Origin of the sequence: Verrucomicrobium spinosum DSM 4136 = JCM 18804 (genome assembly GCF_000172155.1) — a bacterium.
Lineage (GTDB): Bacteria > Verrucomicrobiota > Verrucomicrobiia > Verrucomicrobiales > Verrucomicrobiaceae > Verrucomicrobium > Verrucomicrobium spinosum.
Genome location: NZ_ABIZ01000001.1, coordinates 7217901 through 7233506 on the forward strand (window position 1 = coordinate 7217901; position 15606 = coordinate 7233506).

The following is a 15606-nucleotide window of genomic DNA, read 5'->3' on the forward strand; positions in this document are numbered from 1 at the left end:
CTTTATCAAGCTTAGCTGACAACTCAGACATTTCGCGTGCAGCAACAATCTCTTTGTGAACTCCGAGTAAGAGGCCAAAACAGAGAAATAACAATGAGCACTAGCCTCGGCTATTGATATATGTGCGACCAGACTGATGAGTTCGCGTGTCACCACCAATAGCAAGTATGCCTACCATTACGGTGCATACAACGAGAAGTATGTTTGCCAATAGAGTGCTCATTAATTGTGAGAACGTCTAAGCTGCGCCGCCCGCCCGGGGAGGGATGAGCGTGGAGACGGGATTGCGGGTGAAAGTTACGGAACGCATATCCGACGGAGCAGCCCTGGCGGTTGGCACCAGCGCTTTGTTCGAAGAAGGTGCAGCCCAACAGCGTCCACCAACGTCATGAACAGGAAGTAAGGAAGCTCAAAACTTGGTCAATCTTGCAGATGTTTTATTCACATTAACGGAAGACACCCGATCCTGCCCATTAAAGTTAATTGTGAGGCTCACACTTTGATACCCTCCGCTTTGGTCCATGGCGCGCATGGAAGCGACCATACCCACTACCGGGATAAGCACTCTTGGGTTAATCAGGCCTGATTCATTACTACGAGTGTATATCCACATTTCGGTGCCATTGAACTCCTGCATCACCAAGGGCTTACCAATTTTACGGATCACTTCGGACTTGGAGTCACCCTTGCGAACGCCATGATTCGCCAGGTCGTTAACCTTTTGATTCTCTTGCTGTATCGATGTGCAACTCACTATTCCAAAGGCGCAAATTGCAGTCAAAACTAATGTTTTTGTGTTCATTGAGTTCCTAACTAGGCGGGGGTGGCGTGTTGGATTTGCGGAAAGCATGAGCGACTGATCAGGCCCGGCGCTTGGCACCAGCGCCCTGGCCGCCTTCATTCGACGTGGATTCCCGCAACCAGTGCCAAATATTCATATATTAGCAACGCCGTGCAAGTAAAATCACGCCGCCACACCTTGCAGTTGTGCGATGCATTCCCTGTCGGAGCCGTCCTGCCAGCTCTGGCATAGCCTGTCTCGTCGCACTGCGACGTGGAAAACATTCAAGCACAGAGTGCCAAAGCCACCAGCCACCCTATCACCAACGCAACTGACAGAAGAGCTCCACAGCCTCATTCAACCGCTCAAGGCGTCGCCACGCGGCTTTAGCAATTTCGACAACTGCCCCATACACATTCTGCTCTTCCTCGGCGGGCTCGACATGCTTCCAGCCTTGTCAAAATCCCACGAAAACTTGCGGAGAGTCTCGTATCGTGAGTGCGCATTCCGTTGTCTATTGCCACGTGTCTCAGAGGCTAGCTCTGATGCATTGATCTACTATGTCCACAATCACAGAACTGCCAATCATTCGAAGTGGTGTGATAGCTGCTGCAGGAACATCCAGGATGTCTGCATGAACCAAACTTCGCGTGCACAACAAGGTGTTTAAGGAATTTAAATACTGCTCTCATGGCATTATCCCCCGATTTGGTTGGTTTTGGGTGTTGTCAGAATATGACATCGGTTTCGGAAATCTCGCAAAATGTGATGCATTCAGGGGTGCAGCCATCCATCCTGAACATTGCAGGCACCATCATCACCTCACTTGCGGCGAAAACGGGACGTATGGTGATTGTCCTGGTGGCAGGGTCTGCCGTCTCAAGCAGCACCTCATCCTCCTGCAAGTCGAAATGCTGATGCAAAAGTGTCAGACCAAAGGTTGAGAGCTTCCCGTGCTTACGAAGAACCGCTCGAACAGCATCCAGGCAGTCTCTATCGGCGTCAGAAAACTCTGGCACCTCGTCAATGTCAGGGAGATCCGCAAGGCTCTGTCTGTGGTGTGCTGGACTCATAACTCTTATTTTTTGCCTGCGTGGCGGAGAGTATGATACATGCGACCGTTCTGCTCATACTTCTCGCACCACTGCGTCCTGCAAACATGAGAGACGGTCGGAACGTCCAACCTCCAATTCGTCGGAGTATGGCGATCAAAGTCAACCGCAGTAGCAGGTCGTATGGTTAGAGTCCGTGCTTCATGATCGCAGGTCTCCATCAGAACCTCTCCATCCGCAAGCGGGAAGTGCTCTCGCAGCCTAGTTACGCCAAAACGATGTCGCATACCAAGTCGCCCCAGCACTTGGGTAACTTCTGAAAGGCAAGCTTTATCCGACTCATTAAGCTGATGAAGAGAACGGGCGTGCGGCAGTGGTGCTATTTCAGTCATTGGATGTTTCCTGTTTCCGTTGTGGGTGATGGGCAATATTGATTGTCCGGACAGCAGAATGGTTGCTCAACGTGGGCGGCAATTAGAACAATACATGGTGCCATAATCGATTTTCTTGCCGCAAGTTCTGCACGTTCCGCTGCCACTTGCCATGCGGCGTATCATTGCTTTCAGGTTTTTGATCATTGTAGTCATGGGATGTAAAGAGCTTGGCTACTGTTCAGGTTGGAGGGATGCCTGGTTCGTTTCGACGGGCAAACTTTTCTTACTGCAGAGCCGTGTTGAGGTTGGTCGAACGTCTTAGGTGAAGCACGGGGAGCAGCGGAGTTGCCTCCAGCGCTAGCTCCCTTTTATCTCTTGGATAGGCAGTGAATGCTATCGAAGCGCCCAAATCTACAAGCTTGGGAAGTATTGCGTGGCGAAGAACTGAACTCCATCGGTGATCCATGCCCGGAGCCTCATTGCCAAGATCGAAGCATTGGTGGCCTGCCGCATTCCATTCTGTGGCTGCCCACTCGTCCAGTGATTCGATGACTTCGCAAGCCTTTTTGATGGCACTGTCGGGCTCACAATTGCCTCTACTATTGGCGCATTCCAGACTCGTGAAAAGGCCCAGTCCAGAAGGACCGCAATGAAGGCGGTGGATATCGGCAGCGCTTTGCTCAATACAAAGGCAATCGAGCGAGTCCTTGGACTCGATATCAAGATCAACGTTGATGAGTTGTAGAGCCATTTCTTGAACAAACATACAGATAGTCTGCAAAAACACAGGTAAAATCAACAGCGCTATAGGCTAAAAATTTATCGGCTAACCCCAAGATGAGAGAGCTGCGGGATGCAGGAAAAGACGCAAAATGGGTTTATTATCCTGCACAAGTGAAGGAATATTGCTTAACTGAGAGCAATATCCTGCAAAGATAGAGCTCGGAAATAGTTTGCGCTGACGGGTTCACCCCTTCAAGTTTGCTCCATGCAACTGGAGGATCAATTGAGAGGAGAGATCCGAAAACTTCACTATTCCATCCGCACTGAGGAGGCTTACGTCCTCTGGTACAGGCAGTTTGTCCGTTTCCACGGGCTCATACACCCAGAGACCATGGGCGCTGCGGAAGTCGAGGCGTTCCTCACACATCTAGTGAAACGCGGCGTGAGCGCTTCCACCCAGAATCAGGCCCTCAACGCCCTTGTGTTCCTCTACCGCCAAGTGCTCAAGCGCGAATTGGAAAATATTCAGGCACAAAGGGCCAAGACCTCGCGACACCTGCCCGTGGTGCTCGCGGTGGAGGAGATCAAGGTTCTACTGGCCGTCATGGACGGAGTGGAGGCCCTGCAGGCCGGGCTGCTTTATGGCTGTGGCCTGCGGGTGATGGAACTGTTGCGCCTGCGGATCAAGGATGTGGACCTGGCGGGTGGAAAGATCGAGGTGCGCGATGGCAAGGGCGGAAAGGACCGGGTGGTATGTTTGCCTGGTTCAGCCATGGCAGCCCTCCAACGGCAAATGGAGCGGGCGAAACGCGTCTATGAGCAGGATGAAATGGCCAACCTGTCACCAGTCTGGCTGCCCGATGCCTACGCGACAAAAAACCCATCCGCAGGAAAATCCTGGCCCTGGTTTTGGTTGTTCCCGGCGGACAAACTGGCTACGGACCCGCGTTCCGGAACACTCCGCCGCCACCACTCCCATGAGCAGCGCTTGGGACGAGCCCTGTCTTTGGCCGCGAAGCGGGCGGGATTGGCCAAGAAGGTGACCGCACACACCATGCGTCACAGTTTTGCCACCCATCTGCTGCTGCGCGGGGTGGATATCCGCAGCGTGCAGGAGTTGTTGGGACACGCGGATGTGCGCACGACAGAGATTTACACTCAACTCGCGCGAGCCATGCGGGGCGACATCCGCAGCCCGTTGGATGATCTGTAAACCTTGGCTTGAGGCGGAGTAGCGCAACATCCTCACCACTTCCCAACTCGATTCCCGCCTGCCAAATTCAGCCCCACAATGGCTAGCGGAACACTGGAATAAGCTGTCTTAATGTGCTCAGCCTTCCTACCAAACACACAGCTTTCACAACAGGTGGCCACACCGCGACTGAACCGGCGGGACGCCGGTACCACACACCGGCTGGAAGCCGGTGTCACTTGGGATCACCCCTGCTGCTTCGCTGCCGAGGTCGCCTGCATGAACTTGCGCACCTCATGATAGAGGGCGTCCTGCTGGGCGGCTGGGGTCTGCTGCTTCACGCCGTCCAGCCACGCCTGGGTGGTGGGGGTGTGGGCTTGGGAGACCTGCTGGAGCAGTTCCATGGTGATGGGGACCGTTTTCCCCGCATGGAGGGCATCAGCCAGGGCCAGCTCTGCGGCGCGATCAAAAACCCAGCGAAGGTCCGCCCCGGAGAATCCGGCGGTGGTGGCCACGAGCTGTTCATGATCGAGCTTGGCAATGGGCTTGTCCTTGGCGAGCAGGCGGATGATCTGGTGCCGGGCGGCATCGTCCGGCGGGGGCACGAAGATGGCTTGGTCAAAGCGACCGGGACGACGCAGGGCGGGGTCCAGCTGCCAGGGTGAATTGGTAGCACCAATCACCAAGATCCGTTGGTTGTCGCTGCGCAGGCCGTCGAGCTCGCTCAGGAACTGGTTCACCACGTTGCGCATCTGCGTATCGCGCACATGACGACGATCCGGCGCCAGGCTGTCCAGTTCGTCGAACACGAGCACGCAAGGCGTGTTCGCCCGGGCGGTTTCGAAGATCTGGTGCAGGTTGCGCTCGATGCTGCCGTAGTACGGGTCGAAGACCTCGTGCAGGCCGATGGCGAAGTAGTTGCAGGAGACCTCCCCTGCCGTGGCCCGGAGGATGGTGGTCTTGCCGCAGCCAGGAGGGCCGTAGAGCAGGATGCCACCGCCGGACTTGCGTCCGTAGGCCTTGTAAAGGTCCGGGTGCTGGAGCGGGTAGATGATTTTGAGACGGATCTCCTCCTTGAGGGCTTCCATCCCGCCGACATCGGCAAAGGTCACGCGAAAGCGCTCGCCGTCGCCGGGGGCGAAGAAGGTCTCGGGCCGCCATTCATAACCGGCAGGCTCATCAAAGGGATCGTCAAAGAACTCCTGGGGCAGCTCGCTGCCAATCTCATCGTCGTCTGGCAATTCCAGCGGGCTGGAGTTGCGCTCCCGCCCCAGTTGGGGCGTCGGCTTGGACACGCGACCCAGATCCGCCTCCAGCGCGGCATCCGCGGCTGAGGAGTCGATTTCCTGGGCACGTTTGTAATGCTCCAGCGCCTTGGAGCGCTGGTTCTCCGTGAGATGGATGCGGGACAGCAGCAGGTGGGCACCAGCGTTCTGTGGATGCTTTTGCAGCACGCGCTCCGCCCGGACGGCGGCACCGCTGGTGTCGCCCTGGAGGACAAGCACCCGGGCCAGGCTCAGCTGAGCCTCGGCATGGTCTGGCTCCAAAGCCAGCAACCGGCCCAGGATTTCCTGAGCCTCTTCCAGATGGAGCTCATCCAGGCAAGCATGACCGTACAACAGCAGGAGAGCCGTGTTGTCCGGCGCTTGCGTGAGTGCTTCGCGAAGGGTTTGGAGTCGAGACATGGCAGGAAGCCCGTGTGCGGCTGGACTAGCAACTAAAGTGCCGCTACGAGCGCATTTCCAGAAAATTCTTCAAGAGTCGTTTCCCATCCTGGGTGAGGATGCTTTCAGGATGGAATTGCACCCCGTGAATGGGCAGTTCCTTGTGGCGCACCCCCATGATTTCCGTGTCGTCATCAGACGCCACCGCCGTCACTTCCAGACAATCCGGAAGGCTCTGACGCTCAATGATCAAGGAATGGTAGCGGGTGGCTTCAAAGTCCTCCGGCATCCCTAAAAATACGGACTGGTTGGTGTGGTGGATGCGGGAGGTCTTCCCATGCATCAAACGGGGGGCGCGAATCACGTTCCCACCGAAAACGTCACCGATGCACTGGTGGCCCAAGCATACCCCCAAAAGGGGGGTCCGGCTGCCAAAGCGGCGGATCACCTCATTGCTGATCCCGGCCTCCTTGGGCGTGCAGGGCCCGGGCGAAATGCAGATGTGATCGGGGTTCAGCCCCTCGATCTCCTCCAGCGTGACCTTGTCATTGCGACGGATCTCCATGGTCGCCCCCATCTCGCCAAAGTACTGGACCAAGTTGTAGGTGAAGGAGTCGTAGTTGTCGATAATCAGCAGCATGGATGGAGCCTCTAGAGAAGCAATGTAATGCACGTAACGCCGCTGGCAAACGGCTTGGACGCTTCCCTGCACCTCTGGAGCCTTTCCTGAAAAATACAAACCCAGTTCGAGCTTGCGCCAAATCCTAAAGCAATCCATATTATCAACAACTTCAGGAGAGCCCTCATGCCCCCTGCTCGATCTTCCCCAAGCCCGATGGTCTTGCCCCAGACTTCACGTCTGATTGCGGTGACCGGTCGGCTCCGGAATGATCATTTTCATCTGACCACTGATCACCTCTTGCTGGAGGTGGACCGGGCCACTCTCAACCTGCAACGGGCCTTTGCGGAAGGGAATGTGGAGGTGCATCTCCACCATGCGCCCTTGGGCTTGGAATACGTCTTTTTCTCCCGCCGTGCCACCTACCATCCCAACGACAGCCAACTGCACCTGAGCGAGTGGCATGGCACCCGGCAAAATGGTCGCTACGCACCCTTCCCCGAGCCCCGGCGAGAACTGGTGCTCCCGGTGGACGGCACCTTCTTCATGGAGGAGGAACTCCCTCAGGACCTGAGGGAAACAGGCCCTGACGCCCTCTGTGACGAGGTGCTGGCAACTTTTTAGTTTCTATCGTCCAATGTCGCATGGAAAAATAGCCCCAGATTGCGAATTCATGAATTGCCACGGCATGAAAAACGCTTTACGATTGGCCTCCGTGGCCGGGTTGCCTCCAACCCGATACTGAACATCACGGGATCCTGTGATTTGTTCGTCCTTTGGCGGGCATCGCAACGCAAACGAACCTCCTTCCAACTTTTCTACCACCTTCCCCGCCGCACATGCCCGACTTACTTTCCAAAGGAGGCCCGCTCGTCTGGTTGCTGCTTTGCTGCTTCGGACTCGCCCTGGCCATCTTTGCTGAGCGTCTTGCATACTTTCACCGGGCATCGCTGAATGTAGGGGAGTTTCTCGCGGGTCTGGCCAGCCTCATCCGTCGCAAGAATTTCTCTGAAGCCCTCCAGGAGTGCGTGGCCACGCGGGTGCCCGTGGGTCGCGTGCTTCACGCGGCCCTGCTACGCCACCATGTCCCCCGCGAGCAGCTCAAGGAGATCGTCCAGGAAGCCGGTCAGCTGGAAGTGCCCCGTCTGGAACGCTACCTGAGCGTCCTTCACGGCATCGCCCACGCCGCTCCTTTGATCGGTCTGCTCGGCACCATCGCCGGCCTCATGGATACCTTCACGCAGCTCAACAACGTGAACGGCTACGCCACCCCGGCCGACGTGGCTCGCGGGGTTTACCAGAGCCTCATCACCTCCGCCCTCGGCCTGGTGGTGGCCATCCCCAGCTTCCTCTTCTATTCCTTCCTCGCCGCCAAGGCCCGTCACCTGATGCACGACCTCGAGCGCGCCGGCATCGAGGTGGTGAACATCCTCGATGACCACCGTGAATCTGCCCAGAGTGTAGATTCGGGTGCCCAGATCGTGGAGTTCCGCCAGAGCGACTCCGGCATGCGCAAGATTGGCAAGAACGCCTGAGGCTCCTCCGGTCGTCCACCGCAAGCCAGTCCGCCTGTCCTGCCATGAAGCTTGAGAGCCATCTGCCCAAACAGACCTTTTGGCTCTACTTGGGGCCAGTGCTGAATGTGCTGCTCATCCTGCTCATCTTCTTCCTGCTGGGCTCCTCGTTTGTGATTCAGAGCGGCGTGAGTGTGAAGCTCCCCGAGAGCGGCTTCCCTCTGCGCGACTTTCACCATCCGCTCGTCGCCACCGTCACGGCCAACTCGGACCAGTTCCTCTACCTGGAAGGCCGCCCTGTCACTCTCCTGGAGATGCGCAAAGGTCTGGAAGAAAAGAAGAAGGAGACCCGCCAGCTCATCATCCATGCCGACGAGATGGCCCCCTTCGGCAGGGTACAGGAAGTGGCCAACTCCGCACTGAGTCTCGGCTATGAAGTCGCCTATGCGACGCAGCCAGCCCGGTAATAGCATCGCTCCTTCACGCTGACTTTACAAAACGAGTGATCTCGTGATGGTCGGGCTCATGCCTGTCAAACCGTCATCACAGATCAGCCTCCGGGATACCCTCTCCCATTTGGACCACATCGCCGCAGCCAAGCTGCTGGGTGCCGGCGGGCGGGAACTGCTGATCAAGGGCGGCTCCGCCACCATCGATGTCGCCGAGCAGGTGCATTTCACCGAGGACCACTTCCAGGTGGTGTTTCCTCATCCCGAAAAGGAACCCTTGGTGGTGACGCTCAGCCTCCATCCCGGGGCCAAGCGTCGGCTGCAAATCGCCTGCAGCCACGAAGGCGAAGAAGCCGACTTTTACAAGGCCGCCATCTTTGCCCTCATCCTGGAGGAAAAGACACTGCTGGGCCTTGCCGCCGCACCGCCAGACCTGGACATCCCCTGGGAGCTACTGCCCGCCCACCAGCTGGAGGCCAGAGCCCTGGCCGAAAGGACGAAGCGAGCGGCCGAGGAAAAGATGCGGATCAAAACGGCCGACAAAACTCAACCCTGGACGGACTACACGGTCACCAATCCGGTCTCTGGCAAATCCTACCGGGTGGGCCTGCGCGGCCTGGGTCGTGGGCAGAGCTACTGCGCCTGCCCTGACTTCCGGAGGAACCGGCTCGGCACCTGCAAGCATGTCATCGCCGTCCACACCTGGGTGGGCAAGAAGTTCGACAGCCGCACTCTCAAGCGAGCCTGGAAGCCCAAAAGCATCAATATCCATGCGCTCTACGATGGAGATCTGCGCCTGGCCGTGGAGCACCCCTCGAACCTGGCCCCTCCGGTCGCCGAGCTCCTTGCACCCTGGGAAAACTGGCATGCTAAAAGCCCCCAGGACATGCTCGCCCTCTTTGAGCTGATCCGGCAGCTCATTCAACTGGATCAGAATCCGGTCATCTACCCCGATGCGGAAGAGATCCTCTCCCGAGCTCTGCATGAACACCGGATGGACGGCCTCGTGAAAGAGATCCGCAAAGCCCCCGCGAAACACCCGCTGCGCACGTCCCTGCTCAAGACGGAGCTTCTGCCCTACCAGCTGGATGGCATCGCCTTCGCTGCAGGAAAAGGGCGCGCCGTGCTCGCTGATGAGATGGGTCTTGGCAAGACCATTCAGGGTGTCGGGGTTGCAGAGTTCCTGGCGCGGCATGCAGATGTCCGCCGTGTGCTGGTGGTGTGCCCCGCCTCGCTCAAGTCCCAGTGGAAGCTGGAGATTGAAAGGTTCTGCGGCCGGAGCGTGCAGATCGTCTCGGGCAAGACCTCGGAGCGCAATGCCCTCTACTCTGGCGACGCGTTTTTCACCCTCTGCAATTATGAGCAGGTGCTCCGGGACTACCTTGATATAGAGCGGACCTCGTGGGACCTCATCATCCTGGATGAGGCCCAGCGCATCAAGAACTGGGAGGCGAAGACGAGCCGCATCATCAAGGGCCTGCGCTCCCCCTTCGCCCTGGTCCTGACCGGCACCCCGCTGGAAAACCGGCTCGATGACCTTTTCTCCGTGGTGGAGTTTGTTGATGACCGGAGGCTCGGACCCGCCTATCGCTTCTTCCACAGTCACCGGGTGGCCACAGAGACCGGCCGAGTCTCCGGCTACAAGAACCTGGATGCGCTGCGTCAACAACTGGAACCCGTGCTGCTCCGCCGCACCCGGGCCAGCATCGCCCTGGACCTGCCTCCGCGGACGACCGAAATCGTCCGCATCCCCGCCACGGAGGAACAGCAGCAGCTGCACAATAGCCACATGGTGACGGTGAATGCCATCACTTCGAAGAAGTTCCTCAGTGAGATGGATCTGCTGAGGCTTCAAAAGGCGCTGCTGATGGCGAGAATGAGCGCCAACAGCACCTACCTCGTGGACAAGCAGTCGCCCGGCTTCTCCAGCAAGCTCGACCGCCTGGCCGAGCTGCTGGAGGCCCTGAGCGCCGAACCCGAGCGGAAGATCATCCTCTTCACGGAATGGACCACGATGCTTAATCTCATCGAACCCATTCTGGAGAGGCTCAAGATGGACTTTGTGAGGCTGGACGGCCAGGTGGCCCAGAAGAAGCGGCAGGCGCTGGTGTCGGAGTTCCAGGGGAATCCCAAGTGCCGGGTGTTCCTCACCACCAACGCCGGCTCCACCGGACTCAACCTCCAGGCCGCCGATACGGTGATCAACGTGGATCTGCCGTGGAATCCGGCCTTGCTGGAGCAACGCATCGCCCGGGCCCATCGCATGGGCCAGAAGCGCAAGGTCCAGGTGCACCTGCTGGTGACGGAAGGCACCATTGAGGAGAACCTTCTGGCCACACTGGGGGCCAAGCACGAACTGGCGTCCGCCGTTTTGGATCCTGACTCCACCCTTCAAGAAGTGGCTCTAACCTCCGGCATTGAGGAACTCAAAAGACGTCTGGAGGTGTTGCTGGGTGCCAAGGTCGAGGCGGATCTGGATGTGTCTTCCCAGAATCAGGCCGAAGTCGCGGCAGGAATCAGCGCAGGAGCTCCGCCTCCCGATGCCGAACGCAAGGCCCGCGTCGCGGAGGCAACGGGCACCCTGGTGGCCAGCGCCTTCAGCCTCCTGGGTGAACTTCTGCCCTCCGGGAACGTGGCTCCCCCTGCAGAATCGGTGAATGCCCTTCAGGCAGCCCTGCTGGAGAATGTGGTGCTGGGTGAGGATGGCCAACCCACGCTGACGCTGAAACTGCCCAACCAGGAAAGCGTCAACGCCATGGCCTCGGCATTGGCGAAGTTGATGAGCCTTGGGAGCGGTGTGGGGTCGTGATGGAGGGTAACGATGGGCTTCGCTTTGACTGCATGGTGACTCGCGCTTGGTCACGGTCAGAAAACGGTGTCGAGCCACCGTACTCCAAGACGCTTCGCGTTGTTGGAGTAGTGGGAGTGAGAGCTTGATGCGGATGGTTGGATGCCTCAATGAGAACAACTTGGGCTGACATCCTCGAAGCTCGCGACAGCGTCTTGGAGATCGTCTGAGTTGGTCTGCAAGCAGTTTTGCATGACTTTTTCATATGCAAGAGCAAGTCATGTCACGGCGGCTTTGGCACCCAGTTGGTAGCGTCGCCTTTCACCCACGCACACTGCCTCGTCGTACACGGTTTGATCGTGCCAGCTCCACACAGGACTCCCCCAAGCGGCGGTTCCCGCGCGCACTCCAAAGATGCTTCGCATCCAGGTGTTGGAAGCACCGGGACAAGATTACTACATCGAACCCGCCTCCGAACCCGGAGGGTTCGCCATCGCGTCGCCCCCCCCCCCGATGCCCCCACCCCACCCACAAAAAAGCCGCCCAGGTTTCCCGGGGCGGCAGTTGCAACTCGATCGACTCACCAGATCAAGCCTTGTGATAATCCTGAAGGGCGCGCACCTCAATGTCAGCGGCCTGGAGGGACTTGATCGCTCTCAGGCTTGCATCCGCAGCACGCAGGGTGGTCATGATGGGGATGCGGTTGGCCACGGCGGCGGTGCGGATCTTGATTTCATCGGCACGCGGGCTCTTGCCAGAGGGCGTGTTGATGATGAACTGGATCTGCTTGTTCTTGATGAGGTCCAGCACATTCGGGCGCTGGCCGCTGGCCAGTTTCGGAAGCACCTTCACGGGAATGCCCTCGGCCTCCAGAAGCTGGGCGGTGCCAGGGGTCGCGTAGAGGACGAACCCGAGATCCGAGTAGCCCTTGGAAACGGCAGCCACGCTGGCCTTGTCAGCCTCCTTCACGCTCACGAAGATGTTGCCCCCCTTTGGCAGGGCACCACCGGCGGCCATCTGGCTCTTGGCGAAGGCCATGCCGAGGTCGGGGTCGATGCCCATCACCTCGCCGGTGGATTTCATCTCAGGCCCTAGCGTGATGTCCACGCCGGGGAACTTGCTGAAGGGGAAAACCGCTTCTTTGACGCTGTAGTGGGGAGGAGTCACCTCGGTGGTGAAGCCTAGATCCTTGAGCTTCTCACCCATCATGATCTTGGCCGCGTACTTGGCGAGCGGCACGCCGATCGCCTTGCTGACAAATGGCACCGTGCGGCTGGCACGAGGATTGACTTCGATGACATACAGATCATCGCCTTTCACGGCGAGCTGCATGTTCATCAGACCACGCACGTCCAGAGCGCGGGCCAGCTTCTTGGCGGCATCCGTGATGCGGACCTGCATCTCCTTGGTCAGGCTGAAGGGTGGGATCACACAGGCGCTGTCGCCGCTGTGAATACCCGCTTCCTCAATGTGCTCCATGATGGCACCCACTACCGTAGTCTCGCCATCGCTGATGCAGTCCACGTCCACTTCGGTGGCGTCTTCCAGGAAGCGGTCCACGAGCACCGGGCGCTCCGGGCTGGCCTCCACGGCGTTTTGCATGTAGTGAATGAGTTCCGCGTCGCTGTACACGATCTGCATGGCGCGACCACCCAGCACGAAGGAGGGGCGGACAAGGCTCGGATAACCAATGCGGGCGGTGATGGCGAGGGCCTCCTCGGTGGAGACCGCCGTGCCACTGGGGGCCTGGTTCAAGCCCAGCTCATCCAGCAAGGCAGCGAAGAGTTTGCGGTCCTCAGCGAGCTCGATGCTCTTGGGGCTGGTGCCAATGATCGGCACACCCGCAGCGGCAAGCCCGGCAGCGAGATTCAGCGGCGTCTGACCACCAAACTGCACAATCACCCCCCAAGGCTTCTCCTGCTCGCAGATGTTCAGCACATCTTCCAGAGTCAGCGGCTCAAAGTAGAGCTTGTCACTGGTGTCATAGTCCGTGGATACCGTCTCAGGGTTGGAGTTGACCATGATGGCCTCAAAACCCAGTTCACGGGCAGCAAAGGCGGCATGCACACAACAGTAGTCGAACTCAATGCCCTGGCCGATGCGGTTGGGACCACCCCCTAGAATGAGGACCTTCTTCTTGTCAGAGTCGCGACGTTCATTCTCCACCCCATAGGTGGAGTAGTAGTAGGGCGTGTAGGCCTCGAACTCGGCGGCGCAGGTATCCACCAGACGGTAGGTGGGGATCACGCCGTACTTGATGCGGCCGGCACGGATCTGCTGCTCAGTGATGCCATACTGGGTGGCGAGCTGCTTGTCTGAGAAGCCCTGCTTTTTAAGCTTGAGCATCGAGGCACGCAGAACCGAGGCTTTGCGCTCCTCAGTGAGCTCCGCTGCGGGAATCTGGCTGAAGAGATGCTCGGACGTGTTCACCGAGATCTGCTGGGTCGCGTGCACAATCTCCTGAATCTGCCGGAGGAACCAGCGGTCGATCTGGGTGAGTGAGAACACTTTCTCTACATCCCAGCCCCGATCGAAGGCCTGGGCGAGGAAGAAGATGCGCTCCGCATTCGGCACGGTGAGCTTCGTGGTGAGCGTCTCGTCATCCACTTCCCTGTCTGCGCCGTCACCGAGCAGACCGAAGCGCTTGATCTCCAGAGAACGCAGCGCCTTCTGGAGGCTTTCCTTGAAGGTGCGGCCGATGGCCATCGCCTCACCCACGGACTTCATCTGGGTGGTCAGCGTGGTGTCCGCCCCGGGGAATTTCTCAAAAGTGAACCGGGGCACCTTGGTCACCACGTAGTCGATGGTGGGCTCGAAGCTGGCGGGAGTCTCGCGGGTGATATCGTTCTTCAGCTCATCCAGCGTGTAGCCGACAGCGAGCTTCGCGGCGATCTTGGCGATCGGGAACCCTGTGGCCTTGGAGGCCAGCGCGGAGCTGCGGCTCACGCGGGGGTTCATCTCGATCACGATCATGCGGCCCGAGGTGGGATGCACGGCAAACTGGATGTTGGACCCACCCGTCTCCACCCCGATCTCGCGAATACAGGCGAAGCTGGCATCCCGCATGATCTGGTACTCGCGGTCTGTGAGCGTCTGGATGGGAGCCACGGTGATCGAGTCACCCGTGTGCACACCCATGGGGTCCAGGTTCTCAATGGAGCAGATGACCACGCAGTTGTCCGCGCGGTCCCGCATCACTTCCATTTCAAATTCCTTCCAACCCAGGAGCGATTCCTCGATCAGCACCTCGTTCACCGGAGACATGTCGATGCCGCGGGCCACAATGGTCTCGAACTCTTCGCGGTTGTACGCGATGCCGCCGCCGCTGCCGCCCAGCGTGAAGGCAGGGCGGATGATGAGAGGGTAGGTGCCAATCTCTTCGGCAATGATAGTGGCCTCCTCCATCTTGTGGGCCACGCCCGACTGGGGCAGGTCCAGTCCGATCTTGAGCATGGCATTCTTGAAGAGCAGCCGGTCTTCGCCCTTCTCAATGGCATCCGCCTTCGCCCCGATCATGCGCACGTTGTACTTCTCCAGCACACCGCTTTTGAAAAGGGACATGGCCGTGTTCAGAGCCGTCTGCCCACCCAGGGTGGGCAGCAGCGCGTCCGGACGTTCTTTGGCGATGATCTTCTCCACCACCTCTGGGGTGATCGGCTCTACGTAGGTACGGGCCGCGAACTCCGGGTCGGTCATGATCGTGGCCGGGTTGGAGTTCACGAGCACCACCTCGTAGCCCTCCTCCCTCAGGGCCTTGCAGGCCTGGACGCCGGAATAGTCAAACTCACAACCCTGACCAATGACGATAGGGCCGGAGCCGATCAGGAGAATCTTGTGGATACTAGTGTCTTTGGGCATGGGAGGGAGGACGGGACGCGGGCAAAAATGGTGATTTACATGGCACGCCCGAGGGGTGGTGTAAAGGGGAGAGACGAGGCAAGAGTCCACAAGCTCTCCCACCCTGACTCCAAAGGCCGCACCAGAACGGGCGGAAGAGGCTCAGTCACCCGGGCGGTGACGATAAAATCACATGAGCCGACAGTGATGCAGCAGTGACCGGGACCGCACCTCGCTTTTTCACAGATTCCCGCCAGCGGGCTGGACAAAATCCCCCGCCCTCCCCTAGACTCAAAATTAACTGCTGCCCCTATGACTGAACTTCTTGTGTATGCCCCAGGTCTCCGTGATGAGGAAAAAGTCCTCCAACTGGGCCACCAGATGGACATGCTGCCTGCCCGCTACAAGCTCGATGCGCCGCATGATATGGTGTACTTCGAGATTGATGATCCCAATCGGGTCACGCTGAAGCAGTTTAGCGACCTTTTCGAGAATATCGGTCTCCAGGCCCGCTTCGTCGGCCAGATTCCCACGAATCTGCGCCGGGGCGATGTGACAGACCGGCTGGTTTGAGTGAGCCAGACCTCACCAAAAGGTTAGGGATGTTTCATCC

12 protein-coding genes and 1 pseudogene are annotated in these 15606 nt (G+C 58.6%); 7 read left to right on the forward strand and 6 right to left on the reverse strand.

The genetic code is table 11. The features are described 5' to 3' along the window. Positions 1–409: 409 nt before the first annotated feature. Positions 410–802, reverse strand: coding sequence for a hypothetical protein (locus VSP_RS29245; RefSeq protein WP_156345208.1), 393 nt, complete (start codon positions 800–802; stop codon positions 410–412). 288 nt (positions 803–1090) lie between these two features. Between VSP_RS29245 and VSP_RS42760 the strand changes: the two are divergent. After that, positions 1091–1256, forward strand: a pseudogene (locus tag VSP_RS42760) (ISL3-like element ISVsp15 family transposase); the annotation flags it as partial. Between the two features lie 253 nt (positions 1257–1509). On the opposite strand, the gene VSP_RS40215 reads toward VSP_RS42760, so the two are convergent. Both VSP_RS40215 and VSP_RS29255 read right to left on the reverse strand, forming a co-directional pair. After that, positions 1510–1854 carry a hypothetical protein gene (locus VSP_RS40215; protein WP_009965197.1) on the reverse strand — a complete coding sequence of 115 codons (345 nt, stop codon included), beginning with the start codon at positions 1852–1854 and terminating at the stop codon, positions 1510–1512. 636 nt (positions 1855–2490) lie between these two features. After that, positions 2491–2973: a hypothetical protein gene (locus tag VSP_RS29255; RefSeq protein ID WP_009965198.1), complete on the reverse strand. Its 483-nt coding sequence runs from the start codon at positions 2971–2973 to the stop codon at positions 2491–2493. A 222-nt stretch (positions 2974–3195) separates the two neighbouring features. Here VSP_RS29255 and VSP_RS29260 point away from each other — a divergent pair, with 222 nt between their 5' ends. Further along, complete coding sequence (locus VSP_RS29260; RefSeq protein ID WP_044133706.1) at positions 3196–4143, forward strand: integron integrase; 948 nt, start codon at positions 3196–3198, stop codon at positions 4141–4143. Positions 4144–4367: 224 nt separating this feature from the next. Here the strand turns inward: VSP_RS29260 and VSP_RS37945 are convergent, their stop codons facing one another. Together VSP_RS37945 and VSP_RS29270 are read right to left on the reverse strand one after the other, a co-directional pair. Further along, positions 4368–5807 carry an ATP-binding protein gene (locus VSP_RS37945; protein WP_009965201.1) on the reverse strand — a complete coding sequence of 480 codons (1440 nt, stop codon included), beginning with the start codon at positions 5805–5807 and terminating at the stop codon, positions 4368–4370. Between the two features lie 43 nt (positions 5808–5850). Further along, positions 5851–6426, reverse strand: a complete 576-nt coding sequence (locus VSP_RS29270) for an anthranilate synthase component II (protein ID WP_009965203.1) — start codon at positions 6424–6426, stop codon at positions 5851–5853. A gap of 195 nt (positions 6427–6621) precedes the next feature. Between VSP_RS29270 and VSP_RS29275 the strand changes: the two genes are divergently transcribed. From VSP_RS29275 to VSP_RS29290, 4 genes are all read left to right on the forward strand, one after another. Beyond that, entirely contained in the window at positions 6622–7029 is a 408-nt protein-coding gene (locus VSP_RS29275) for a hypothetical protein (RefSeq protein ID WP_009965204.1), read from the forward strand. A 215-nt stretch (positions 7030–7244) separates the two neighbouring features. Continuing rightward, positions 7245–7940, forward strand: coding sequence for a MotA/TolQ/ExbB proton channel family protein (locus VSP_RS29280; RefSeq protein ID WP_009965205.1), 696 nt, complete (start codon positions 7245–7247; stop codon positions 7938–7940). Between the two features lie 44 nt (positions 7941–7984). Continuing rightward, the gene (locus tag VSP_RS29285; protein ID WP_009965206.1) at positions 7985–8386 is read left to right on the forward strand and encodes an ExbD/TolR family protein; all 402 of its coding nucleotides are present in this window, start codon (positions 7985–7987) and stop codon (positions 8384–8386) included. Between the two features lie 58 nt (positions 8387–8444). Further along, the gene (locus tag VSP_RS29290) at positions 8445–11177 is read left to right on the forward strand and encodes a DEAD/DEAH box helicase (RefSeq protein ID WP_157211128.1); all 2733 of its coding nucleotides are present in this window, start codon (positions 8445–8447) and stop codon (positions 11175–11177) included. Positions 11178–11744: 567 nt separating this feature from the next. On the opposite strand, the gene carB is transcribed toward VSP_RS29290, so the two are convergent. Further along, the gene (gene carB / locus VSP_RS29295; protein ID WP_009965208.1) at positions 11745–15014 is read right to left on the reverse strand and encodes a carbamoyl-phosphate synthase large subunit; all 3270 of its coding nucleotides are present in this window, start codon (positions 15012–15014) and stop codon (positions 11745–11747) included. Between the two features lie 291 nt (positions 15015–15305). Between carB and VSP_RS29300 the strand changes: the two genes are divergently transcribed. Next, on the forward strand, positions 15306–15566 hold the full coding sequence (locus tag VSP_RS29300) for a hypothetical protein (protein WP_009965210.1): 261 nt from the start codon (positions 15306–15308) through the stop codon (positions 15564–15566). Positions 15567–15606 lie beyond the last annotated feature (40 nt).

Bases quoted from the DNA above. Each gene is read 5' to 3' on its own strand.
- VSP_RS29290 (WP_157211128.1), top strand. From the start codon at position 8,445: ATGCCTGTCAAACCGTCATCACAGATCAGCCTCCGGGATACCCTCTCC.
- carB (WP_009965208.1), bottom strand. From the start codon at position 15,014: ATGCCCAAAGACACTAGTATCCACAAGATTCTCCTGATCGGCTCCGGC.
- VSP_RS29300 (WP_009965210.1), top strand. From the start codon at position 15,306: ATGACTGAACTTCTTGTGTATGCCCCAGGTCTCCGTGATGAGGAAAAA.
- VSP_RS40215 (WP_009965197.1), bottom strand. From the start codon at position 1,854: ATGAGTCCAGCACACCACAGACAGAGCCTTGCGGATCTCCCTGACATT.
- VSP_RS29280 (WP_009965205.1), top strand. From the start codon at position 7,245: ATGCCCGACTTACTTTCCAAAGGAGGCCCGCTCGTCTGGTTGCTGCTT.
- VSP_RS37945 (WP_009965201.1), bottom strand. From the start codon at position 5,807: ATGTCTCGACTCCAAACCCTTCGCGAAGCACTCACGCAAGCGCCGGAC.
- VSP_RS29275 (WP_009965204.1), top strand. From the start codon at position 6,622: ATGGTCTTGCCCCAGACTTCACGTCTGATTGCGGTGACCGGTCGGCTC.
- VSP_RS29270 (WP_009965203.1), bottom strand. From the start codon at position 6,426: ATGCTGCTGATTATCGACAACTACGACTCCTTCACCTACAACTTGGTC.
- VSP_RS29255 (WP_009965198.1), bottom strand. From the start codon at position 2,973: ATGTTTGTTCAAGAAATGGCTCTACAACTCATCAACGTTGATCTTGAT.
- VSP_RS29260 (WP_044133706.1), top strand. From the start codon at position 3,196: ATGCAACTGGAGGATCAATTGAGAGGAGAGATCCGAAAACTTCACTAT.
- VSP_RS29245 (WP_156345208.1), bottom strand. From the start codon at position 802: ATGAACACAAAAACATTAGTTTTGACTGCAATTTGCGCCTTTGGAATA.
- VSP_RS29285 (WP_009965206.1), top strand. From the start codon at position 7,985: ATGAAGCTTGAGAGCCATCTGCCCAAACAGACCTTTTGGCTCTACTTG.